Origin of the sequence: Aeribacillus sp. FSL M8-0235 (assembly GCF_038000355.1) — a bacterium.
GTDB lineage: Bacteria > Bacillota > Bacilli > Bacillales > Aeribacillaceae > Aeribacillus > Aeribacillus composti.
The window spans coordinates 3363588-3389676 of record NZ_JBBOBW010000001.1; the positions used below are offsets into that span (position 1 = coordinate 3363588).

At 37.1% G+C, this 26089-nt stretch carries 15 protein-coding genes and 1 pseudogene; 8 read left to right on the forward strand and 8 right to left on the reverse strand.

From position 1 onward, the window contains the following. Nucleotides 1–3: 3 nt before the first annotated feature. The 3 genes from isdE to isdC all read right to left on the reverse strand — a co-directional run bounded on the left by isdE (nucleotide 4) and on the right by isdC (nucleotide 3480). The gene (isdE, locus tag NSQ71_RS16430; RefSeq protein ID WP_063387711.1) at nucleotides 4–885 is read right to left on the reverse strand and encodes a heme ABC transporter substrate-binding protein IsdE; all 882 of its coding nucleotides are present in this window, start codon (nucleotides 883–885) and stop codon (nucleotides 4–6) included. Between the two features lie 126 nt (nucleotides 886–1011). After that, complete coding sequence (locus NSQ71_RS16435) at nucleotides 1012–2787, reverse strand: NEAT domain-containing protein (RefSeq protein WP_340734253.1); 1776 nt, start codon at nucleotides 2785–2787, stop codon at nucleotides 1012–1014. 15 nt (nucleotides 2788–2802) lie between these two features. Beyond that, nucleotides 2803–3480 carry a heme uptake protein IsdC gene (gene isdC, locus NSQ71_RS16440; protein ID WP_339210445.1) on the reverse strand — a complete coding sequence of 226 codons (678 nt, stop codon included), beginning with the start codon at nucleotides 3478–3480 and terminating at the stop codon, nucleotides 2803–2805. 1476 nt (nucleotides 3481–4956) lie between these two features. On the opposite strand from isdC, the gene NSQ71_RS16445 reads away from it, so the two are divergent. From NSQ71_RS16445 to alr, 6 genes are all read left to right on the forward strand, one after another. After that, nucleotides 4957–5712 (forward strand): amino acid ABC transporter ATP-binding protein, encoded by a 756-nt coding sequence (locus NSQ71_RS16445; RefSeq protein WP_340734254.1) that lies wholly within the window; start codon nucleotides 4957–4959, stop codon nucleotides 5710–5712. Between the two features lie 1483 nt (nucleotides 5713–7195). Continuing rightward, on the forward strand, nucleotides 7196–8446 hold the full coding sequence (locus NSQ71_RS16450; protein WP_066250119.1) for a PucR family transcriptional regulator: 1251 nt from the start codon (nucleotides 7196–7198) through the stop codon (nucleotides 8444–8446). Nucleotides 8447–8558: 112 nt separating this feature from the next. Continuing rightward, complete coding sequence (gene ald / locus NSQ71_RS16455; RefSeq protein ID WP_340734255.1) at nucleotides 8559–9695, forward strand: alanine dehydrogenase; 1137 nt, start codon at nucleotides 8559–8561, stop codon at nucleotides 9693–9695. A gap of 672 nt (nucleotides 9696–10367) precedes the next feature. Then, a complete protein-coding gene (locus NSQ71_RS16460) occupies nucleotides 10368–11378 on the forward strand; it encodes a dipeptidase (protein WP_340734256.1) in 1011 nt (336 codons plus the stop codon). 5 nt (nucleotides 11379–11383) lie between these two features. Further along, entirely contained in the window at nucleotides 11384–12610 is a 1227-nt protein-coding gene (locus NSQ71_RS16465; RefSeq protein ID WP_340734257.1) for a DUF819 family protein, read from the forward strand. A 658-nt stretch (nucleotides 12611–13268) separates the two neighbouring features. Next, complete coding sequence (gene alr, locus NSQ71_RS16470; protein ID WP_339193399.1) at nucleotides 13269–14411, forward strand: alanine racemase; 1143 nt, start codon at nucleotides 13269–13271, stop codon at nucleotides 14409–14411. A gap of 1316 nt (nucleotides 14412–15727) precedes the next feature. Here the strand turns inward: alr and NSQ71_RS16475 are convergent. From NSQ71_RS16475 to NSQ71_RS16490, 4 genes and pseudogenes are all read right to left on the reverse strand, one after another. Further along, nucleotides 15728–16061: pseudogene (locus NSQ71_RS16475) on the reverse strand (IS110 family transposase); the annotation flags it as partial. A 666-nt stretch (nucleotides 16062–16727) separates the two neighbouring features. After that, the gene (locus tag NSQ71_RS16480) at nucleotides 16728–17060 is read right to left on the reverse strand and encodes an antibiotic biosynthesis monooxygenase family protein (RefSeq protein ID WP_066250125.1); all 333 of its coding nucleotides are present in this window, start codon (nucleotides 17058–17060) and stop codon (nucleotides 16728–16730) included. Between the two features lie 962 nt (nucleotides 17061–18022). Continuing rightward, nucleotides 18023–19552, reverse strand: a complete 1530-nt coding sequence (locus NSQ71_RS16485) for a malate:quinone oxidoreductase (protein ID WP_340734258.1) — start codon at nucleotides 19550–19552, stop codon at nucleotides 18023–18025. A gap of 732 nt (nucleotides 19553–20284) precedes the next feature. Further along, entirely contained in the window at nucleotides 20285–20995 is a 711-nt protein-coding gene (locus NSQ71_RS16490) for a GntR family transcriptional regulator (RefSeq protein ID WP_340734259.1), read from the reverse strand. 177 nt (nucleotides 20996–21172) lie between these two features. Here NSQ71_RS16490 and NSQ71_RS16495 point away from each other — a divergent pair, with 177 nt between their 5' ends. Continuing rightward, nucleotides 21173–23065, forward strand: coding sequence for a beta-glucoside-specific PTS transporter subunit IIABC (locus NSQ71_RS16495; RefSeq protein WP_340734260.1), 1893 nt, complete (start codon nucleotides 21173–21175; stop codon nucleotides 23063–23065). 12 nt (nucleotides 23066–23077) lie between these two features. Further along, nucleotides 23078–24517 carry a 6-phospho-beta-glucosidase BglA gene (gene bglA, locus NSQ71_RS16500; RefSeq protein ID WP_340734261.1) on the forward strand — a complete coding sequence of 480 codons (1440 nt, stop codon included), beginning with the start codon at nucleotides 23078–23080 and terminating at the stop codon, nucleotides 24515–24517. 145 nt (nucleotides 24518–24662) lie between these two features. Here the strand turns inward: bglA and NSQ71_RS16505 are convergent, their stop codons facing one another. Beyond that, nucleotides 24663–26039 carry an amidase gene (locus tag NSQ71_RS16505; protein WP_340734262.1) on the reverse strand — a complete coding sequence of 459 codons (1377 nt, stop codon included), beginning with the start codon at nucleotides 26037–26039 and terminating at the stop codon, nucleotides 24663–24665. Nucleotides 26040–26089 lie beyond the last annotated feature (50 nt).

Sequence of the window (26089 nt, forward strand, 5' to 3'; positions counted from 1 at the left end):
CGCTTATTCATGAAACTCAGGATACAAATATTTCACCAATTCATCTAAAGCTTCATCCGCTCGAATGGTTGCGGTAGTCGGGAACAATTCTTCTTCCAGATCATACACCCTGCCATTTTTGACAGCATCAAAATGCTTCCATATATCGTTCTTCTTAAATTCTTCATCGAACATTTTGACTACTTCCTCCGGCATGCCGTGAGCAAGCCTTAATATGACATCGGGATTGGACTCATATAAATATTCTGTGTTAGATTCTAAATACTCCACTTTCTCTCCTTGAATCACGTTGTTTCCACCCGCCAATTTCACTAGATCGCCAATATAGGAATGCTCTGTTGCCACTAAGTAACTTCCGGGAACTCCGAGTAAGATTAAAACATTTGGTTTTTCCAAGTTACGAGTTTTTTTCTGGATTTCTTTTACTTTTTTTTCGAATCTATCAACGATCTTCTTCGCTTGTTTTTGTCGTTCATATTTTTCTCCGAGTGCAAGAATTTCCTTTTCCATTGATTGAAGACTGGTTAAATCCAAAAAATCTACTTGAACGTTATGTTTTTCAAACACTGGCTCTAAATCATATTGAATAGTTGAAACAGAGTATACATCAGTAGGTTTTAAAGACATCAAAACTTCCATATCAGGATTTTTAGCATACCCCACTCTTTTCGCATTCTTATACCGCTCCGGCAGTTTTTTGCTGCTTGTGGGGACTCCAACTAAATCAATATCTAACGCATCAAAAATTTCCGTAACGGCAACAGATAATGAGACAACTCGATGATCCTGTTTTTTCGGCTTTTTTTGTTCCGTTGATTCAGCAGCAGATGAAGAACAACCGGCGACGACAACCAGCAGCATTATCAAAAGGATCAGCCATCCCATTCTTCTTTGTTTACACACTTAAACAAAGCCTCCCCGCTTTCGACCGACCTAAAAAGTCGTTGTCATATTTTTTAAATAAGAAAATGTTGTCTTGATGCGCATGTCCGCATCAAGACAACAGTCAGGTTATTTTTTCAAATGAATAAGGAGCCTTGAGCGATTCTTCCAAACTATGATGGCAAGAGATCCTAGCAGCAATGCCAAATACAAACCAATTTGGGAAAGATCAGCCGTTTTGGCATTCACGGTTGAATTATTTGAGTTATTGGAAGCGTCATCGTCTGTCGACTGTTGATCTGCATCTCGGTTAAAGGTTAGTGAATCGTCATCGCTATTGCTATTTTGTTGATTTTGATCCTGATTTTGGTTTTGATCTTGATCGGTGGAATTCGTATTCTTCGTTGGAACGCCTGTTCCATCATATGGTTTTACACTATCTGGATCAAAAGCAATTTGGATATCATACGTATTGTGATATTGAAGATCTGGAATATCCACCTTGATCTTAGCATTCACTTTTTTAGATAAATCTTCGATCGGGAAACCTACTACTCTTGTATCTTCTTTTTCATTTTTGCTTCGCACTTCCACATCTTGATATTGGCCGTTTCTTTCCACTTGTAATTTCGTGATCCATGAGCTTTTTAGCAATGTGAACGCAACATCTAATTGTCCATTTTTTACAGTTAATAGTGCCGGGCTGACAACATAATCATTGACCATTGACGGTTCTTCTGTACCATTTTTTAATACAGTAAATTCCACGGTATATAAACCGTCAGCCAACTCATTTCTTGTTTGGCCGCCATTGTTATTTCCAGAATTTTGATTGTTATTGTTCGATGGATTGTCTCCAGGCTTATTTGTACCCGGATCTTTCCCAGGATCTTCTGGTTTTTGTCCATCCTCATCCGGCTGATCCTTCTTCATTGGTTTGATGCTGTCTACATCAAACTGGATTTGAACCGTATAAGATCCATCATAACCATATTGCGGTATAACAACTCTTGTTTGAACATTCAGTTTTTTCGTTAAATCGTCCACTTCAAACTTGACGACTCTTGTGTCTTCTACGTCATTCGTCGATACAACCTCCGCATCGACATATTGACCGTTTCGTTCTACTTGAAATGTTTTAATCCGTTTGCTGCTTTTTAACGTCACTGAGACGTATTTTTTGCCGTTCTGCACTGTTAAACCAGCTGGCTTCACAGTATAGCCGTCCATTGTTGAGGTATCTTCTGTTCCGTTTTTCAAGACCCTAAAGCCAATCGTATATTCGCCGTCTTGAAGCTGTTCCGCAGGCTGTTCATCTTGATTGCCATCTTCTCCCGGCTGCGGATTTGGCTCAGTATCTCCAGGAGTTGGATCTTTCGGCTCTTCCCCATCTTCTTGATCCGGATTTTCAGGCTCTTGCCCGCCCTCTTCCGGCTGCTCCGCCTGCACTGGTGTAATGCTGTCTACATCAAATTGGAATTGAACCGTATGAACTGTATCATATACGCCTGGTACGGCGACTCTTGTTTGAACATTCAATTTTTTCGTTAAATCATCCACTTCAAACTTGACGACTCTCGTGTTTTCTGCTCCATTCGTCGATACAACCTCCGCATCGACGTATTCACCATTACGTTCTACTTGAAAAGTTTTAATCCATTCGCTGCTTTTTAATGTCACTGATACATATGCTTTGCCGTTCTGCACTGTTAAGCCGGCCGGCTTCACGGTATAGCCGTCCATTGTCGAGGTATCTTCTGTCCCGTTTTTCAAGACCCTAAAGCCAATCGTGTATTCTCCGTCTGCTAAAGCCGATTCAGCAAAAACAGGCTGTATTTTGACGGTCGGCAATAATAGCAGGAAAACCATAAAAATGGCAAAAAACTTTCTAATCCTTTTCTTCACAAGAAACCTCCCCTTCTACAAAACTTTAAATCTAGATTTGAATTTAAAAATTAGAAATGCTGCAGATAATAAAAATAAACCGATGAAAACATAAAGTGACGTGCTGTCACTAGTTTCCGGATTATTTTCTGTCTGCTTGTCTGTTTCATTTTGATTGTTTGTTTTATTTTGACTACTTTTTTCATTGCTTGTTTTTGTAGAAGCAGAGGTAGATAATTCGTTTGAACTATTAGAATCTGAGCTAACAGCTTTAATACTATTTTGATCAAACTTTAGTCTTATTGTGTAATGGCTGTCATAAACACCCTCTCCAGGAAATTCGTCTTCTGGAATATAAACATGTATTTGAGAGGTTACAATGTCGGGAACTTGATCTACTTCAAATTGCGCAACTCTTTTATTTGCAGAAGTATCTGTGCTTATCACTTTTGTATCCACATTAGAAACTTTAAATTCTTTAATCCACGAACTATGATTTAATCTTACTTGAACGAAGTATTTGCCATTTTTCACAATTAGTTTTGCAGGCTTTTCCCAATAATCATTGGCCATGGATACCGAATCATTATCTGCTTTTAAAACTTTATAGTTGATGGTATATGTTCCATCAGCCAAGGAATTATTCGCCGATGCCGGCAATGAAGCATAAAAAACTACAAATAGTAAAAAGACGACTGAAAAAATTTTTTTCATTTTTTGATCCGTACCCTCCTTTAAAATTTAATTAATAGATTGTTATATTCCAGAATTAAATAGCTTTCCCCCTTTCGGTCACTTATTAATAACGATTCTCATTGTCAATAAATTTTTATGAATCTTCCAGTTTTCCATAATTATAGAAATTTTTCATTTAGTAGTTTTTTATTTAGTTGGATACTCCGTATTAGAAGACTTTAGTCGAATTTTTTACAGGAAAATAGAAAAATCTTGTTTAATTGAATTTCATTCATAAAAAAATAATTTGTATTTATCAGAATGATTGATTCGCCTTATGTCTGAAAAATTATTCGGACAGTGTATTACTCATGTGAATATAGGCTATCGATTAACAAAATGAATAGAAAAAAAATGGAGATGAAACAAATTAGATCAGTTCCCTTTTTTCGGACATGAGGTAGTGTGATGTTAAGGCCAAGGGGGAAAATGAAATGGAAGACTTGGAGTATTTTTAAAAAATGCTTTTTCATTGATTAAACTTTATTAAGAAAATTTAATGTTTGTACCAGCACTTTCTTCTTTATGTATCGATAACGCAATATGAACTCCATAAAAATATGTATGGAGAAGCTGTTATCTCCATAAAAATAAGTTTAGATTCTATAAAAAAGTAATATAGAGCAGATACAAAAATGGTAAAAATTGGACATGAACTTTTTTAAAAAGTGTGAATACGAAATGGAGTGTAAAACGAAATTAATTATTTTTGAATAATTTTTTTAAATAATATTCGCCAGCTATTCTATATGAGTTTACAACTAGGCAAAAATGTATTGAAAATACATATGAGCATTTCTTCAAACAATAATATTTTCGCTGCACCTACAATGAAACTTCAAAACAAGCTCAGAATACTAGTAACTCTCATTTCTTTTTATCAATTTGTCCGATCTGTACAATCAACTGTTGACTTTCAAATTATTAAGATCTATTATTATAGAAAATTAAACCTAGCTAAATAGTATGATTTAAATTTAAAACGACTCAATTAGATGGTACAGATTTTTGAATGGATAAAAGGTGCAGACGACGAAGCGGCAGGTACAGATTTAGCATTACTCATCTACTAACAGGGTGTGGATCAAATACATCCTCTCGTTCATCATTTGACACTGCAAAGATAGTGATTCAAAAGCTTGCATATGACAGAGCCTATCCTTATGCAAATGAAATCATATATAACTTATGACTGCACAGTCAGTCAGTTGGATTAATAAATGTTCAGGCATTTAGAATACTCATTCCTCAAACGCTGGCTGCAGCACTTTCAAATTTTTGTACAGCCACTGTCAATTTTATTAAAGCACATCATTAAGTCATAGGGTGCCATTGCATGAAATAATATTAAGAGCCTAAACGTGTCGCAATTTTTTGAATTTTATATTGATATGTAGTTTTGGAGAATATTTATAAAACTACCATACTTAAGCTTGAAGGCAAGAGGTGGATAACATGCTGGAAATTAAAAATGTATATAAATCATTTGGGAAAAACAAAGTTTTAAACGGAGTTGATTTAAAAATAGATAAAGGAGATGTTGTCGTCATTCTTGGACCGAGCGGATCAGGAAAGACAACATTGCTAAGATGCATAAATTTTCTTGAAAAAGCAGATCAAGGTCAGGCAATTTTTGGGGATATTCAGGTTGATCTTCATAAAGCAACTAGAAAACAAATTCATGCAATAAGACAAAAGACTGCATTTGTATTTCAAAATTACAATCTGTTTAATAATAAAACAGCATTAGAAAATGTAACAGAGGGGCTTATTATTGGCAGGAAGATTCCAAAAGAAAAAGCGAATGAAATTGGAAAAAAAGCATTGGATAAAGTAGGACTGTCCCACAAATACAATGCTTACCCTAGTGAATTATCGGGCGGGCAGCAGCAAAGGGTTGGCATTGCAAGAGCGATTGCTTTAAATCCAGACATCATTTTATTTGATGAACCAACTTCAGCACTGGATCCGGAATTAGTTGGTGAAGTTTTAACAGTTATGAAGCAAATTGCCAAAGAAGGAACAACAATGTTGGTTGTAACTCATGAAATGTCTTTTGCGAAAGATGTTGCCAATCGGGTGATTTTTATGGATGGCGGAGTCATTGTAGAAGAAGGATCACCTAAAGAAATTTTCACACACCCAAAAGAAGAAAGAACAAAACAGTTCTTAAAGCGGGTAATACCCGAGGATTTTACTTACTATATTTAAAAAGTGAACAGCCTCTGTCCTTTCACATCACTGTAAATACAGGCCCAAACACAGAAACCTCCTAAAATTCCTAGCCCTAAACGATTCCATACAATTGTTTAGGGCTTTTGCCGAATATTGATTGATTTCCTCCATATCCTTTACGAGCACCACTATTCAAGCTGTTTCCACTGGGCATCCTACGGAATGAACATATCAGGACGTGGAAGCTCCCGTAAAATAAAGAACCTTCGAAATGAGCCAGCGTTTCCCATTAAAGTATTAAATATCCACAACAGCCAAATATTTTAACGACACGACAAGCAAAAGCAAGTTTCTCAAGAACGTGGTAAAATAATAGCATCAGCATAGCACTGTTCAGCAGCGCTGTATTCTTTCGAAATGCATGAGTACAAGCACTTTATTGATCCAACAGTAATGCAAATTCTCACCCGTTATACGAAGAAGTTTTTCGCGGAAGATTTCGATCAAGTGGCAATTATACAAAGCTGAATATCTATCCATATGTTTCCGGCAAAAATGTCCTATTCTTTTGGAACCCGGCAAATGTAAGCATCGTCGTCTATGCAATGAACAAGCAGTTCATCGGTTTTACCCAGATTTTATCCCATACGTTCGCCAACGTTTTCTAAAATAGGCAATTTTGAAAACGTTTACTTTTTATAATTTGTCAGATTTCCTGACGATAATATTGAGAATGCTGCATTTTAAAAAAATAATCTATTTAAAGACCGTTTAAATGGGCTGCTGCTTTTAATAAAGACGGAATATTTTCATTATAGATTATTAAAACCATTTTAAGGAGGTGGAATCATTCAATTAATGATTGCAGATGATGTGCTTGAGCCTAATACCATGAAATTGGTAAGATCGCTGCCGAATGTAATGAATTGATGACGACACCTTTGATTTGTGAAACTGCTGAACAATCGGCAAGATTAATTCAAAATAACTATGAACTAACAGAGATTTTTATATATGCTGACCCCGTGTTTTTCTACTTAGCAAAAAGTGCGTTTCCTATTAGTAATTTTTCGTATTACATCCCTTTTGCAGGATAAATGATCGGCAAAGAATCGATCAATCAAAAAGGAAAGCCAGGCCGGATTTAGGAAAAATCAATATCACGAAATTATCAAAACACGTAAATGAAAAAGGAAAAGCAAATATTTAGTTTTCTTCATAACTGTAAATCCTTGGATAATTGGCTGCATTTATAGAAGCAAACAAAATGTAATCTGTAATTCTCGGTGTTTGGCTGACCATGTAGAGATTCTTTTTTCGCCATATGACTCTTTATGTTACCTTAGGCGGTATGAGCTTCTTGGCAAGGATATTTGGTACGAATCTTGTTTAGGCTCTTCTAATAATTGTTCAGAAATTTTTTTAATAATGATCGACAAAACGGGTGATTCTTGTTCATTCAATTGACCCTTCATTATTGGATTTAGGACTGTAAAAATGCAAAAGGGGGCAAGAATTAATGAGGAATTCATTAGGCTATCCACAATTACTTTCGCAGTTACGTCAAGACGATTCCCTAGACCTTTTGGCAGACCGTATTGGTGAAATGCTTGAATGTCCAATAACGATAGAGGATTCCAATCATCAGATCATTTCCTACAGCAGACATAAAGAAAATGTTGATGAAGCAAGAATGGCCACGATTATGAGTAGAAAAGTGCCAGATAAAATCATTAACAGTCTTTGGAAAAATGGGATTATGGCAAAACTGTTCGAAAGCGATGAACCTGTTATTGTCCCTGCAATCGAAGAAGTTGGACTTGGCAACCGTGTCGCTGTTTCGATTCGAAAACATAATGAGGTTTTAGGGTTTATATGGGCACAAATCAATGATAAAACAATGGGCGATGATCAATTGCATTTGCTAAAGGAAGCTGCAAAGCTTGTGAAAAACCATCTCCTCCTTCAGCGAATAAGAAAACGAAAAGAAGAAGAGAGTCATCAAGAATTTCTATGGAAGCTATTAACAGGTCATCTGAACGATGTGTCTAAGATTAAACACCAGGCTAAACGAGTTGGGGTTAATCTGGATGGAAATCTTGCTGTTGCTATCATTAACTTTGAAAATGATATAACACAAGCTATTGAAAAACATGCCTATTATTTGGCTGAAACATTGCACCAAGTTCAAGTAGTCAGCAAATTATTTGATCAAAATCAACTAATATTGCTTACCCGGCTCAGAACAGAAAAAGAGGCGATGAACGCTCTTTCCGGTTTTATTAAAGATTTTATCAACAAAATAAGTATGCGTTTACAAATCCGAAATATATCTGGTGCTTTCGGCTCCGTTTATCATACTCCGGAGCATGTTCATTGCAGCTATAAACAAGCATTGAAAGTATTAAGGCTTAAGGAAAAATTCCCCGATGAATTACAGCAAAAGTATAGTTTTCAGGAGATCGGCATCTATCAGTTTTTAGATGAACTTTATCAAATCCGAGTTCGTGACCACTATCAAAGTGAGGCAATCAAAAAATTAAGAGAGTATGACCTCAAGCATCACACCGATTTATTGCATACGCTTAAAAGTTATTTAGAATGTGACTGCAATGTTTATCAAGCAGCGCAATTATTACATGTTCATCCGAATACGTTAAATTACCGTTTAAAAAGAGTAGTAGAAATAACAGGAATAAACCTGAAAGACCCTAACCAGAAAATAACATTATTTCTGGATTTAAAACTTGAAAGCATGAATGTCGAGTAATTTGTATATTTACACAAATTACTTTTGCGGTTTTCTGATTTTTTCATAAAGTAAGGTTCAACTAAAAGAGATATGATAGTGGTGCAGATGTTATTTTAAGGAGATGGTGAGGATGATCATCGGGGTACCGAAAGAAATTAAAAATAATGAAAATCGTGTAGCTATCACACCTGCAGGGGTTGTGCAATTAATAAATGCAGGACATAAAGTAGTTATTGAAGCAAACGCTGGAATCGGAAGCGGTTTTACCGATGAAGAGTATAAACAGGCTGGTGCCGAGATTGTTGAAAGAGCTTCAGAGATTTGGGAAATAGCAGAAATGATTCTGAAAGTAAAAGAGCCCCTCCCAGATGAATATGTATATTTCCGAAAAGGGTTAATTTTATTTACCTATCTCCATTTGGCAAATGAACCGGAATTGGCCAAAGCTTTAGTGGAAAATGAAGTGACCGCTATTGCTTATGAAACAATTACCGTAAATAATACATTGCCATTATTGACACCAATGAGCGAAGTTGCCGGCCGCATGGCAGCTCAACTCGGGGCGCAATATTTGGAAAAATCTAAAGGAGGAAAGGGAATACTGCTAAGCGGTGTTCCTGGTGTCAAACGCGGAAAAGTCACGATTATTGGCGGCGGTGTAGTCGGAACGAATGCAGCAAAAATTGCACACGGCCTTGGTGCAGATGTAACGATTATTGACTTAAATCCTGCACGCCTGCGTCAATTAGAAGACATTTTTGGTTCAACTGTGCAGACGTTAATGTCAAATCCTTATAATATTGCAGAATCTGTCAAAGACTCCGATTTAGTTATCGGTTCGGTGCTGATTCCCGGTGCAAAAGCACCTAAGCTTGTAACGGAAGAAATGGTAAAATCTATGCAGCCCGGGTCAGTCATAATCGACGTTGCTATTGATCAAGGCGGAAACTTTGAAACGATTAATTATGCAACAACTCATGACAATCCTATTATCGAAAAATATGGAGTGCTGCATTATGCAGTCGCCAACATTCCAGGTGCGGTTCCACGTACAGCAACAATTGCCCTAACAAATGTCACGATTCCATATGCTGTGCAAATTGCTTCCAAAGGTGTAATTCAAGCAATTAAAGAAAGTGAAGCGATTAAAACAGGCGTGAACGTCATGAATGGGAATATAACCTTTAAAGCAGTAGCACATGACCTTGGCTATGACTATGTTCCAGTCGATGACGTTATCTCCGAACGATTGTATTCAACATCATAAAAACACCCTTCTAGCTTAGCTATGAAGGGTGTTTTAAAATAAAAGGTTCCTTAAACAACCTTCATTGACATTAATAAAAGTTCGAAACCGCAAAAAAGTTGAAGATGGAAAAGGTTGATTTAAATAAAGAAATGGCATTCATTGCTCATCTTTCTGAAAAAACCGGAAAAAATAAATATGAAAGCGCCTTGATGAAAATGGGAGTTGAACAATTGAATATCAAATCGTAAACCGAAATAGATTAACAGGAAACGCTGGCTCCGCAGGAGAACCTTTTTGAATAGAGCCAGCAAATACGATTATTTTTCAGAATTTTATATCAATCAAATGGACAATCAAAAGTTTGTTTAAAACAAATTTCCAGATTAACTGAAAAGGCAAGCTTTTATCAGATTTTCTTTCCAAACAAATTTTCCGCTGCCGATAAAGTACTTCAACATTCGTTTGAAGAAAGAGATCTAATCACTCTTTCATCTACAAAATAAGATAAAAATTCCAAAAAGCTTGTTAAAAGTTTGGAAAGAATCTCTTCGTTATTATATTTTGACTGAACTTCCTGAATTTTTAATCTTATTTTTAGAATGATGAAAGTAAATAAATTATTCATTTATTATCTGATGCATACCGCCAACTTACAAAAACCTGAATCTGTTTGTTATGGGGGAGTTCATCATGAAAGTTTTTGATCTGCATTCTGACCTGTTTACTGATATTGCATGGCGGAAAAGCCGTGGCGAAAAGAATATATTTGATCGATTTCATTATCCTAAACTGAAAGAAGGCGGAGTCGATTCTATCATTTGTGTGTTTTGGGTAGAGCCAAAATTCCGTAATCATCCATATGACAGGTTTCAAACATTATTTCAATATGTAATGAGTGATTTAATGGATTCTAAACACGCAATGATTGGTCATCCTTTGTCTGATCAACGGAATAACCCTGATTCGGAAAAAATCAAAATCTTTTTTGGGGTTGAAGGCCTTACTTTTATGAAGGATTGGAAAGGGGAAACAATTGAAGCCAAAATCGAAAATGCATTCAATTTCCTTCATGAAAATAAATTTATTCATTTGATCTTTGCATGGAATGAGCGCAACTTTTTGGCAACCGGTACTGGCGCAGAAGATTCTAAGATCAAAGGTCTCACAGACTATGGGAAAATTGCCGTTCAGATGGCAAATAAGAAAAACTGGATTCTTGATGTTTCTCATTTAGATGAAACATCTTTTTGGGATATGTATAATGCCAGCGAACTTCCAGTTATAGCTTCTCATAGCAATGCAAGAGCTCTTTGTCCCCATGAGAGAAATTTAACAGATGAACAAATAAAAGCGATTGCGGAAAGAGGTGGAATCATCGGTTTAAATACTTATGGTTTGTTTGTAGATCACGAAAATCCAACGATTAATAAATTCATTGATCATGCGATTTATATAGCTGATCTAGTTGGTCCGGAGCATGTCGCCTTTGGGTTTGATTTTGTAAATTACTTAGAATCCTATGATTTAGATACAGAATTTAATGTATACACAAGAGATCTGGAGGATGCGACAAAAATTCCATATCTTTTGGAGAAAATGAGCAAAAGAGGGTTCACACCTGAAGAGTTAGAATCCATCAGCTTCAACAATGCTGATCATTATATAAAAAAATTATTTTCAAAAGAAAAAGATAGGAGATGATTAAATTGGAGAAGACACTTATTCAAGCGGATGACTATATAACTTTGTGGGGCATTATTGTAGTTTTGGCTTCGATAAGTATTTATCTAGAACAGCGTTACATTTGGGCATCCAAAATAACAGGAGCCATCATTGCACTCATTGGGGCGATCGTTTTATCAAATACTGGAATCATTCCTACAGCATCTCCAGTGTATGATGCAGTTTGGACTGTTATTGTTCCAGTAGCGATACCATTGTTGCTTTTCCATGTTAACATTAAAAAAATATTTAAGGAAACCGGAAGATTGCTTATTATCTTCCTATTAAGCTCGATAGGGACAATTGCCGGCACCATTGTCAGTTTCTTTTTATTAAAAGATTATATTCCAATGCTTGACAGACTAGGTGCTATGTTCAGTGCAAGCTATATTGGCGGCGGAGTGAATTTTGCCGCAATGGCCGCTAAGTTTAAAACACCTGGTGAACTAGTCTCTTCTGCGGTAGTTGCCGATAATTTAATGATGGCCATACTCTTTATTATTCTAATGATTATTCCAACTCTTTCATTTTTCAAGAGACGTTACAGTACTCCCCACATATTGGAAGTAGAGCGTGAGGGTGCAATAGAAGATGGAAAAACATTGGCGGAAAGCTTTTGGAAAAGAAAGGATATTTCTTTAAAAGATATTGCACTTTCTGTTGGGACAGCCTTTTTGTTTGTCATTGTATCATTTAAGATCGCCAAATATTTTGACCAGTTGATTCCATCTGGGGAAGATGTTTCGTTCTTTATGAATTTACTGAATGGACTTTTCGGTGATGGATATATTATGCTGACAACGATGACGTTCATGGCACTGACGTTATTTCCGAAATACTTTGAAAATATTAACGGGAGTCAGGAAGTTGGAACATTTTTGGTTCATATATTTTTCGTTGTTATCGGCATCCCGGCGTCCATACCACTCATTATTCAAAATGCACCATTGTTGTTATTGTTCGCTTTTATTATTGTCATCATTAATTTAATCATTTCTTTAGTTGCCGGAAAAATATTTAAATATGATCTTGAAGATATACTTTTAGCAAGCAACGCTAATATTGGAGGGCCAACAACTGCAGCTGCATTGGCCATAGCGAAAGGTTGGAAAAATTTAATTGGACCGATATTAATAGTCGGAACATTCGGCTATATTATTGGAAACTATGTTGGCACAATTCTCGGCAACTGGTTCTCAACTTTTATGTAAGTGAATCACTTGACCCAGCATTTCAAAAAATGCTGGGTTTATAACAAATACTTGAAATCAGAAACTGTGGTCATAGCAAAATTTTTGATGTGAATACGTTCAATAATCTTTACTCTCATATAGCAGAAACTATTTCTAAATGGAAAAACTAAAGAATCCTTAAATGAAAATGCCTCAAATGACTTTGCCGAAACATTGCATTGTTGTTTCCATGAAGTTTAGAAGGATTAAAGCCTTTTGAAAAATATTTCAAACTATGTGTTCCAAGATTAGAAATTGAGAATCTGCCAAGCTGTCCCCTGCATGAATTCATTTAGAAAAAACCATTTTATCAGGTACTCTTATCGAAGATTTTGTTGTAATCTGGTAATCTTTTCTCCATAGTTGGGACACCAAGGCAATTTTATCATGATTTTTTAGACGGAAAAAACTTGTGTTTATCCATTAGTTAATAAAAATGCATTTTATACAAGAGTAAATCCTGAACTTTGTGTAAAGCGGAATCTAGGTTCGGTTCGTTGGGTTGGATGTGAGATTTTACTTAATAATTAGGATTTGGCCAATAATCAGTGATATTACGCAAACAACTTTTTGCTGTTTGAATTGTATATATCCTAAAAAGCATATTGTTGTTCATTTCACCAAGGGGGAAAACGCAATGAATCATGGAAGTTATCGAGACACATGGGTTGAAGTGGATTTGGGAGCGATCCAGCATAATGTAAAGTCCTTTAAAGAACATATTCATAATGAATGTAAGCTGATGGCTGTCGTGAAAGCGGACGGATATGGACACGGTGCCATCGAAGTGGCAAAAGCTGCAATTGGAGCCGGTGCTGACTATTTAGCGGTTGCCATCCTTGATGAAGCAATTTCCCTAAGGGAGGCAAATATTAAGGCTCCAATTTTAATTTTGGGTTATACCTCCCCAAATGCCGTAAAAACTGCAATACAACATGATATTACACTAACTGTTTTTACGCAGGATGTGTTAGATCAAGTGATACAGACTGCAGAGGAACTGAAAAAAAACACCCATATTCATATCAAAATTGACAGCGGGATGAACCGGATCGGCATTAAAAATAAAGAAGAAGCTCTGAAACTGATTCATTCCAATACTTCTTCTTTTGTAACGGTGGAAGGGATATTCACTCATTTTGCACAAGCGGATGATCCAGATTCATCCTTTACAGAAAAACAATTTTCCCATTTTCAAGCAATTGTTGATTACTTGGAACAACATGATGTACATATCCCAATAAAACATTGCTGCAATAGTGCCGCAACGATCGCATATCCGGAAAAGCATTTGGATATGGTCAGGGTTGGTGTCAGTCTGTATGGGCTTTATCCAAGTGAACATTTGCGAGACAAAATTTCCTTGAGACAAGCGATGAGTTTTAAAACAAAGCCGGTTCTGGTCAAAATGGTGAATGCCGGTGAATCAATCAGCTACGGCTGTACATTTACAACTAACAGAGTATCAACGATTGCAACGATTCCTGTCGGCTATGCAGATGGGTTATCCAGATCCATATCCAATAAGGGCAATGTTACTGTAAAAGGAAAAAGGGCGCCTATTGTGGGCAGAATCTGCATGGACCAGTCGATGATTGATGTAACAGGTGTTGGAGCTGTGAATGAAGATGACATCGTCACTATTTTTGGAGATCCAGATCATGGCTATATTTCATTAGGCGAAGTAGCGGAACAAATGAATACGATCCACTATGAAACAGTCTGCCTCATTGGCAAAAGAGTGCCAAGAGTTTACGTGAACAACGAAAACAAAACCTAAATATCATTGTTTACGAACGGGGTCTCTGCCCCCAAAGTTCAAAAAGAGCGGCACATTCGAAAATATAGTCATGAATCACATTGTTAAAGGCATTTAAGAAATGTAGTGTTTGGCAATAAAAGGTTTGCATATTATATATTCCATATCCACCGCCTTACATGAATAGGCGGGTATGATAGGCTGATAAGCCCCGCAAAGTCCTATAACGGGTAGCGGGTATATTATTTACCTCCTGGAAACTTTCGCAGAATGAAGTTGGAAATATGCCTTGAAATAACTTAAAAAACGCGAAGTGCATTCCTCAAGTTAATTTATTTACATTCATCTTACAGCCTTTAGAATAATTAATAAATATATTTTTAACCTTAATGATGGCAAGAAAATTATAGTTTCAAGTTGATGCGAAAAATTTTAAAAAAGAGGTCCCCTCGGTCCTCTCTAAATAATGTCTATCCATGAAACTTATCCTCAACAAGTCACACACTCTCATAAAACCGCCCTCTTTGTCTCAATAGAACACGATTTTAACTTTTCGTTTTTCACAAACGGTTCTCTGCCGTGCAGCCTTATACTCCTCCTCAAGAAAATATTATTTTAATGACATCCCCTTACCGATAAATCATATTATTTGGACTTACATACTAAACAAAAAACTCGATGGGAAAATCAAAAAGACTTACAAGTAGTCAATAAATGTTACAGAAGTATAATTTAAAGGAAATCCGTAAACTTATAGGAATTCCTTCAATCACTTTCAGTAAACTAATGCCAGAAGGGGACTACCTTTATCATCAAGCGGACAAGCAATATTACCCGTTTGTTCTCTCGAAGATGTTTTTACTGCCAATGCTTCTTTCGTTAATTGCAGCTAAAAAATCCCTTTGAATGTTTCCCTCGTTTCATGTATACAAAAGGTCCTCTTCATTTGGTCACTTTGATTATAAAAAACGATTAAGTCCTGAATTTTGTATAAAAAGGAAACGGTTTGATTGACCGGGAATCTAGGTTTGCTGGGCTGGGAGTGTGTTTTTACACAATAATTAGGACTTGGCCAAAAAAAACAACCTTATGGAGTGTTCAAAATCATTAGGAGACTAATAAGTATAAAGCGTCTATATGTAAATCCAAGAATTGGATATTAAAGACATTGAGCTGTTCTTTTTATACTTCTTTAGAGCAAATTGACCATCTGTTTATTTATGATATGGTTCACCGCAGCCTCTCTAACTGCGAATTTAAACAAAGGCAGGGGGTGTCTGAAAAACGGCTTTTCAGCCCAAGCATAAAAAAAGTAAGGCCAAAGAATGCTGTTAAATCAACATTCTACGGTGGGCATCACTTTTATCGGTTTTATGAATGCGCATAGTAGCCGTTTGAATCTTTGATTCAAGGGGATTTAACAGACAGTACGGAAAACCGTGATCATTCATAAAGCGCTCTAATGGTCGGGAATACACGCCTGTTGCTTCAAATACAATGGCTGGAACTTGTCCATCTTTTTGTACTAAATCGATGATTTGGTTTTTTTAGCTGTTCAAAATGGGGGCGATTATGCAAAATTTCCCCCTCAAAAATACAAGAACGTGCAGCGTTATAAATCACCGTATAACTTTTTCCCATACTGACATCAAAAGCAATGACGCTTTGCATATACATTCCTCCTGATTTTTATGTAGAAGTCTTCACTTCACCTTATCGATTCCCTTTTCTTATACACGATCTCAAGGATCCAACATACTGAAACTGATTCTTATAAGGGCAGTGAAGTAGGCCAGTTTTTCACTACGAACTCAAGGTTCTGGGGCTGTCACGACCTATTCTCCACTTCTACTATAAAAAAATAGTAGCACAGACCATGGCCGTGGTCTGTGCTACTAATCTTAGTATGTTTTTTAGGATTCTTTAAATGGTCGAACGTCCATTTGCATTTATTCCACTTTTTTCGGCACAACATGCCAATTATTGAATAATAATTTTCAAGAACACTCAGCTCTGAAAATTAGATGTGTGTCTTAATGCCACCGTGTACGGACTTTTCATATCATAAAATCCAGAAGGGGAGATCGGGTCCAACATGATAATCAAAATGATCTCCCCTTCTTATGTATCTACTATTCTTCTAATAGTAATGATTTAAGTTCTTCTAATCCTTTTTGACGTTCAATTGGATCCAGAAACCCCACGCATGAATAGATTCTTAAGCAATAAAAAAACACCCATTCACATTTGCCATCATCTATAAATGAATGGGCATTTAAAAATTTTTAGAGCATATGTTCAGGAAAAACCTACTTTTGGACTGGAGGCTGCTTTATTTTATCGAGTAGAGGACTCTACATAGCCTTTCTGACCCAGCACATAGAAGACATCTTGACGACTCTCCAAAATGTAGGAGGGAGCAGGCTTGCCTCGGTTCGCCCGGTGACCAGCAAGGTGAGCCTCGCTCTTCTCCCAGGCTTTCCAAGCCTCTTCTGATTCCCAGCGAATCATAACGAGTACTTCTTCATTCCCTTTTCTCTGCCTTTTCTTAAGCACGCTTAAATCGATAAAACCCGGCTGCTGTTCGATTATTCCCTGTGAAGTGAAACGGTCAACAATTCGATCGGCATGTCCTTCTGTCACTAAAATAGTTTTTATTTGAACAAACACTCACATTACTCCTTTCATTGTGATTATACATTATTATAATTGATAACAATTATCATTTTCAATAATACCCGCAAGAAATATTCATCTTTTTTCGAAACGCTTCTCAATCAATTCATTTAAAAGGATGATGGCCAATAGCAAAGCGCCTGATCCGCAGCACAACATATGACTATATGGCTCCGCTGTCCCCACCAGATGAAAAATTGAATTGCCGGCACACTATCACTATTTAATTGTTTCCCTACTTGTCCGGCTTTCGTATCAGATACTCCATTAGCCAAGATAATATTCGTTCATTATTTTAAAAAACTATTTTAATATAAGTTCGCAACAAAAAAACACACGTTTATGAAGTCAAACGAAATCAACTCCTAACATGTGTTTTTTACGTGGCAATATTGTTGCCAATCTTGATAAATAAGTTTAAATTTTATCCAAGACAGGTGTCTTTTTACGAACACAAGTTTTACAATGCTTTTAAGGCTGCGGCAGAGCAAGCTCTTTATTGTCAAAATGGCTTTCCATTCAAATTCCGCATGTGTATAACACCGTAAGGATAAACTCTTTTGGTTATCATAATAAAACTCCCCATGAAGATAAACAGATTTTTATTTTTTAATCTGTCTACCTAATGGGGAGGCATATCAAAAATCAAAACGTCATTAAAACAAAAAACACATAAACATCAATATATAAACGTTACTAAAACATTAAAGGGGAGGTCTATAAATCGAAAAAACGACTTATTAGACATCCCTCTTTTTTTCGTCGTGACAAAAAATTTTTAAAAACGGATTATTTTCAATTATATTCTATTATTCTGCAATTTTTTTATATTAGCTCTGCTTTAAAATCATTGACTTATCAGTCTCTTTTCTTTATTATAGAAACAATTATCCACTGATGAAAAGTGGCTGTTTTAAACTTTATTCATTCCACACCTTTGTTTCTCATCCAAGAAATTAGCTATAAACCGGTTCTTTTTCGTTTACACCAGAGATCGGTTCTTGTCCGTTTAGACCGAGCGTCTCTGCTGTTGAAGTATGAAGTTCATGGAAAAGATCCGGGTTTTCCACTAGTGACACACCATAAGAAGGAATCATTTCTTTAATTTTCGGTTCCCATTCATTCAAATGTTGAGGGAAGCATTTTTTAATTACTTCAAGCATTACGTGTACGGCAGTAGAAGCTCCAGGAGAAGCACCGAGCAATGCAGCGATCGAGCCATCTGCAGCCGTAACAACTTCTGTACCAAATTGAATCGTTCCTTTACCGCCAGCTTCAGTATCTTTGATAATTTGTACACGTTGGCCTGCGACGACTATATCCCAATCCTCTGATTTAGCCGTCGGGATAAATTCACGCAACTCATTCATGCGCTTTTCTTTCGTTAACAGAAGCTGCTCGATCAAGTATTTTTCCAAAGAAAAGTTTTTAAAAGCTGATGCCAACAAAGTTACAAAATTGTGCGGTTTTACGGAAGCAAACAAATCCATATTTGAACCAGTTTTTAAGAACTTAGGCGAGAAGCCTGCAAACGGTCCAAAGAGCAATGTTTTTTTGTTGTCGATATACCGTGTATCAAGGTGCGGAACTGACATTGGAGGTGCACCAATTTTAGCCTTACTGTAAACTTTTGCATGATGCTGCTCTACAACTTCTGGATTATTACATACCATAAATAATCCGCTTACAGGAAAACCACCAATATGTTTACCTTCTGGAATACCAGATTTTTGAAGCAAGTGCAGACTTCCCCCGCCGGCTCCAATAAATACGAATTTAGCCTTATGGATTTCAACAGAACCGCTATTGAGATCCTTCACTTTCAATTCCCACAAACCGTCGCTTGTACGTTTAATATCCTTAACACTATGCTTGTAGTATATTTCGACCTCTTTCTCTTTTAAGTAGTCAAATAACATGCGTGTTAAAGCTCCAAAGTTAACATCCGTACCTGAGTCGATTTTGGTTGCTGCGATCGGTTCATTCGATGTACGTCCTTCCATTATAAGCGGAATCCATTCTTTCAGTTTTTCCGGGTCATCAGAAAATTCCATTCCTTGGAATAATGGATTGTTTGATAGCGCTTCAAAACGTTTCTTTAAATATCTCACATTATTTTCCCCTTGGACTAAACTCATGTGGGGCAGCGGTCTGATGAATTCCTGCGGATTTTGTATTAGATTGTTTTTTACAAGGTAAGACCAAAACTGTCTGGAAACTTGGAACTGTTCATTAATTTTTATAGCTTTGCTAATATCAATAGATCCATCCGGTTTCTCGGGTGTGTAGTTAAGCTCACATAGTGCAGCATGCCCCGTTCCTGCATTATTCCATTCATTAGAGCTTTCTTCTCCTGGTTTGTTGAGCTTTTCAAACACTTTAATTTCCCATTCCGGCGCTAATTCTTTCAACAGTGTCCCTAAAGTCGCACTCATAATTCCGGCACCAATTAAAATAACGTCTGTGTTAGTTTGTCTGCTACTCATTTTTCCCCATCCTTATCCCCCAATATTTGTAGAAAGGATGCAGGCGACCTGCCTAATTCAAAGCTCTACATGGCTTTCGCCACACGCCTTTTCTACAACAATTATATCTTAATTATAGTATATCATTATTTAAGTATAGTTCATTATTAGTATTTCTAATTAAAGTCCATCACGATTATTTATAGATTTACAGATTCTATATCAACTTTATACAACCAGACCGCTAAAATTAATTTTTTCTTGAAAATGAATCATTTTACTTCACCAACATATCCTATTATTTACCAATCGCCAGATATCACCTGAACGAATGAGATGTGCTGTTTAAATAAGAGTTTCTACCGATAAAGAAGATCAAAAAAGAATCCATAAGCAGTCAAATAGAGCTCTTTATGGGATATATCTTGGTTAAAGGGGGATATCGAAAATTTTTACGTTGATGCAAACGCGAACAGTTGCACAAAATAAAACAGATAAATCACCTCTTCAAACAACAGATGATGAACATGTCACTCAATTGAGCATTTTGCAAAATTAGATTTTTTGGATAAAAGTATTTGGGCAAATAAAACAAATTTGATGAATAATCCCTGCGTCTACTAACAAATCCTAACCACTAAAAGAAATTTGACTCAGCGAAATAAACTTTCTATTCATTGCCAAAATGCCGGCATGGTTGAAGAAGAGGATCCTTATCCAAAACGTAATAGTTCCTGTCAAGCGACTAAACTTTTAGAAAAAATGATTGTTTACCTGTACAAAAAACTGTGATTGTTCATAGTTATAAGTGATTTTTGAAAAGTCAAATGGCTGGCCATTTGTTAAATGAAAAATGCTTTCGATATAAAGTTTAGGTGCTCCGGTTTGCAGACCTAAAAACTTCGCTTCTTCTTCACTCAGTTTGTCCACATGAAGGTATAAATCTGAAAAGCCGACCTTTAATCCTAATCCTTCTCTAATATAATGAAATATGGATCCAGAAACAATTTCTTTATTCAAATAAGTAATGATGGATTTGTTATAATAAGATTCTTCTAAACATAACGTTTGTCCGTTAATATACTGAACTCTTTTTACAAAATAAACATCATCATCGAGTTCCATATTTAAATTATAAGCGGCTTCCTGTGTCGGCTTTCTTACATCTAGCTCGATGACTTTTGAAGTTACATGAAATTCCTCAAGATCCTTTTTAAACCCCTGATTGGAGAGCAGACTAATATATCCTTTTCTCTTGTGCCTTCTAACAAAAATTCCGCTGCCTCTTACTTGAAAAACCACCCCTTTTTTTTCCAACAGATCTAAAGATTTCGTAATCGTACTCTTACTTACATTAAATTGATTCATTAAGGTTTCTAATACAGGCAGTTTATCACCTTGTTGAAGATTATGATTTTCAATATATTTTTCAATTTCCATTGCAATTCGCTGATATTTTAACATATCACGTATCATTCCCCACTTTCATTAAGCTTTTCATAATATTGGATTATAGCACAAACTTATTAAAAGCTCATTTAGTTATATTGTTCATTAATAATTATTTTGTTTGGTTATTGATAAATTATACCGATACAATTATAATGTAAGCGTATAAATTAAATTGAGGGAGGATTTACATTGTCTGCAAAAGTAAGAGATTACCCTAAGCTTGCTAAAGACATCCTAGAAGCTATAGGCGGGGAAGAGAATGTTGTCGGAGTTTCACGGTGTGCAACAAGACTTAGAATAGTTCTTAAGCGTTCAAAACCAAATGCAAAAGCAAAAGTGGCATCTATGCCAGGAGTCATTACAGTAGTGGAAAACAACGGTCAATTCCAAGTGGTTATCGGGCAGCATGTAGGAGAGGTCTACGAAGAATTTTCAAAATTGGTAAATGTTGAAGCATCTGAGACAAAAATCGATAACCAAGGAACGGTCTTAAATCGTGTCATCGCTACTATGTCGGCGGTTTTTGCGCCATTTATTTACATTTTGGCTGCTGCAGGTATTTTGCAAGGCGCTTTAATATTAATTAATTTATTTTTCAACAATTTTGCAGAAACAGGGACTTATCAAGTTTTAAGTTTTATATCATGGGCTCCATTTACTTTTTTGCCGATTTTTATTGCCATTACTGCAGCAAAGCATTTTAAAACAAACACATTTATAGCAGTGGCATGCTGTGCTGCATTGGTCAGTCCGACATGGGGGGAAATGGCTGCAAAAATAGCTGAAGGACAAAAAATTACGTTCTTAGGTATTGCCTTATCGGAAACGACGTATACTTCATCGGTGCTGCCACCGCTATTTTTAGTATGGATTTTGTCATATCTTGAAAGATTTTTGAATAAGTGGATGAATGAAGTGATTAAACCGTTATTTGTTCCATTTTTATGTTTAGTAATCATGGTACCTTTAACGATTTTATTAATTGGTCCTGTTACAACAATGGGAGCAAATGGCATTGCAAATGGTTATAACTTCTTGGCAGAAAATGCGCCCGCTGTAGCCGGAGCAATTATTGGTGCATTTTGGCAAGTAGTTGTTATTTTTGGTGTGCATTGGGGAATCACCCCAATGGTATTAGCCAATTTTGATTTATATGGCCGGGATTCCTTTCAAGCGTATCAAACGATCGCCGTTATCGCACAAATTGGAGCGGTGCTTGGCGTTATTTTAAAGTCAAAAAATCAAGAACTGCGTAAAGTCAGTGTATCAGCTGGTTTAACTGGTCTATTTGGCATCACTGAGCCAGCTATCTACGGGGTGACTTTGAGATTTAAGAAACCGTTTATCTTTGGCTGTATTTCAGGTGCCATTGGCGCCATTGCAGCAAGCTTCTTTAATCCTTATTACTTTGTATATGCAGGACTGCCTGGACCACTAACGATCGTCAATGGGATTGATGCGGACTATCCAATGTCCATATGGGGAATTTTATTAGGTGTTGTGATTGCCATTATTCTTCCTGTCATTCTCATTCAAATCTTCGGATATGGGGAAGATTCAGCGAATACAGCAGGTAATGAACGAACGAAACATAAAACGAATTTTCAACAAAATATTCTCGAAAATAATGAAGAAACGGTACATTCCCCAATGAGCGGAAAGGCAATACGGCTTTCAGAAGTTCAGGATGAAGTATTCAGATCAGGTGCAATGGGACAAGGATTGGCTATAGAGCCATCAGACAACAAGCTATATGCCCCATTTGATGGGACGGTAGTCATGGTTGCTCCTACAAAGCATGCGATAGGATTGCGTTCCCAATCTGGTATTGAATTACTTGTCCATATTGGTTTAGATACTGTTCAATTGAATGGAAAACCGTTCACTTTACATGTAAATGATGGCGATAAATTTAAAAAAGGCGATCTTTTGATTACATTTGATAAAGAACTCATTCAAAGTAAAGGAGTCAAAACAACTACACCGATTATTATAACGAATTCAGATGATTATAATGAAATTATCATCGAAGATGTGCAAGATGTGACATTCGATCAGAAGTTATTTACGATCATAAAATAAGGAGGAAATAAAATGTCAAAATTACCGGAAGGTTTTTTATGGGGTGGTGCTTTGGCTGCCCATCAATCTGAAGGCGGCTGGAATGAAGGCGGAAAAGGGCCAAGTATAGCCGATGTTATGACAGCAGGTGCTCATGGAGTACCTAGAAAAATAACTGATACAATCGAAGAAAATGAATTTTATCCAAACCATGAAGCAATTGATTTCTATCATAAGTATAAAGAAGATATCGCTTTATTTGCCGAAATGGGGTTAAAATGCTTAAGAACATCCATCGCATGGAGCAGAATTTTTCCAAAAGGGGATGAAGCGGAGCCGAATGAACAAGGATTGCAATTTTACGACCGTGTATTTGATGAATTACGAAAGCACGGAATTGAACCTGTCATTACCTTATCCCACTTTGAAATGCCGCTGCATCTTGCAAGAGAGTATGGCGGATTTAGAAATCGAAAAGTAGTAGACTTCTTCGTAAAATTTGCGGAAGTTTGTTTCAATCGTTATAAAGATAAAGTAAAATACTGGATGACATTTAACGAAATCAATAACCAAATGGATGTGAACAATCCTATATTTTTGTGGACCAATTCTGGTGTCATTGTTAAAGAAAACGAAAACGCGAAGGAAGTCATGTATCAGGCGGGGCATCATGAATTGCTGGCAAGTGCTTTAGCGGTATCAATAGGAAAAAAAATCAACCCGGATTTCCAAATCGGGGCAATGGTTTCACATGTACCTATTTACCCTTATTCATCAAATCCGGAAGATGTCATGTTAGCGGAAGAATTAATGCGGCAACGATATTTCTTTCCTGATGTACAAGTTCGTGGATATTACCCGAACTACGCTTTGAAAGAATTTGAACGGGAAGGATATAACATCAAGTTCGAAGACGGTGATGAAGAAATTTTAAGAAATGGCACTGTTGACTATTTAGGTTTTAGTTATTATATGTCGACAACCGTGAAAAGCGATGTAGAAAATGATAATACAGGAAATATAGTCAATGGCGGCTTGCCTAATAGTGTAGAAAATCCGTATATTCAATCAAGTGAATGGGGCTGGCCGATTGATCCAACCGGTTTAAGATATACATTAAACCGTTTTTATGATCGATACCAAATTCCATTATTTATTGTAGAAAATGGTTTTGGTGCAGTCGATACGTTAGAAAAGGATGGTTCTGTCCATGACCCGCAAAGAATCGAATATTTAAAAGCGCATATTGAAGCTTTAAAAAAAGCGGTCACCTACGATGGTGTTGATTTAATCGGCTATACACCATGGGGAATTATAGACATCGTGTCGTTTACAACGGGTGAAATGAAAAAACGGTATGGCATGATATACGTTGATCGTGATAATGAAGGAAATGGAACAATGAAGCGGTATAAAAAAGATTCATTTTATTGGTATAAAAATGTCATTCAAACGAATGGCGAAGAATTATAATATATAAACAAATGTAATCCTTATCCGTCCTTCTAATTGGCGGTTGTCCGACCAGAATAACATCAAAAAACAAAAATACAAAAGCGAGCTGGACTCAGTCATTTTTCCCTGAATCCGCTCAGCTTTTCTGTTTTTTTACAACTGTTCAAACGATATCCATTTTTACATTGGGAATGGAACTTTCCTGTTCAAAGGCATAAGCGAAGCGATACAGATTTGCTTCGTCAAACGGTTTCCCAATCAGTTGCATTCCGATAGGCAATCCCGATTCCGAGAAGCCACAGGGTACGGAGATGCTGGGGAAACCGTTAAAATTGGTGGGACTTGTCAAGCGAAGCAGCGCAGATCGGACATACTCTTTATTTCCGTGGATATGGACTTCACGCTGGCCAATGTCAGGCGGCAAAATCGGAAGCGTCGGTGTCACAATGACATCCGCTTCGTTGAACGCTTGTTTAAATTCTTGGACAGCGACGTGCCTGAGCTGCTGAGCATGGACATATGTGTGCGCTTTTTCGTCCATGCCGGTCAGCAACCGTTCCCTCACTTCTTGGTCGTATTGCTCAGACTGATCCCGAAGCATGTCTTCGTGTACCGTATAGGCTTCGCTTCGGATGGTGATTTGTTGTGCCAATGAAAATTGTTGGATGTGGGGCAGATCGATGACACGCATTTCTGCCCCCAGACTTTCAAACACCTTCAATGCATGCTGCACTTGCTGTTCCACTTCTTCTTCTACATGGTCAAAGTAAAAAGAGGAAGGAACACCGATAACGCTACCCTTAATGCTTTGTCCAATGAAACGGGTGAAGTCTTCCTCATCGGTTTTCATGGAGTACGGATCCCGTTCGTCGTATCCGGACAACACGTTTAATAACAGGGCATTGTCCAGTACGGTTCGAGTCATCGGCCCTACATGATCAAGAGTCCAACTTAACGGATACACCCCGTATTTGCTGACGCGGCCAAAGGTTGGTTTCATGCCGACGATGCCGCAACAACTCGACGGAATCCGGATGGATCCCCCGGTATCCGTTCCCAATGCTGCATAACATAGGGCTGCCGAAACAGCCGCTCCGGAACCGCTGCTCGATCCCCCAGATATTTTTGACAGATGGTGTGGATTTTTCACCGCTCCGAAAGCGGATCGATCTCCTGTCGGACCGTAGGCAAACTCATGGGTATTCAGCTTTCCGATTATTACGGCGCCTACCTGTGTCAGTTTTTCAACGACGGCCGCGTCGAAATCCGGAATGTAATCTTTGAAAATTTTGGATCCCATTGTGGTACGGACACTTTTCGTGTAAATTAAATCTTTTAGTCCGATCGGTACACCATGTAGTGGCCCCTTCCAATTGCCGGAGGTGATTTCCCGTTCCGCTTTACGTGCGCTTTCCATCGCTTGTTCATACATCACGGTGATGTATGCGTTTAATTGGGGATTGATCCTGTCGATCTGCTCCAACAAGGTTCCTGTCACTTCAGCCGGTGAAATCTGTTTCTGTTTGAACGCGTTCGACAAATTGGTGACATCCCACTGCAATACATCGGTGTGCTGAGTGTTTGCCATCT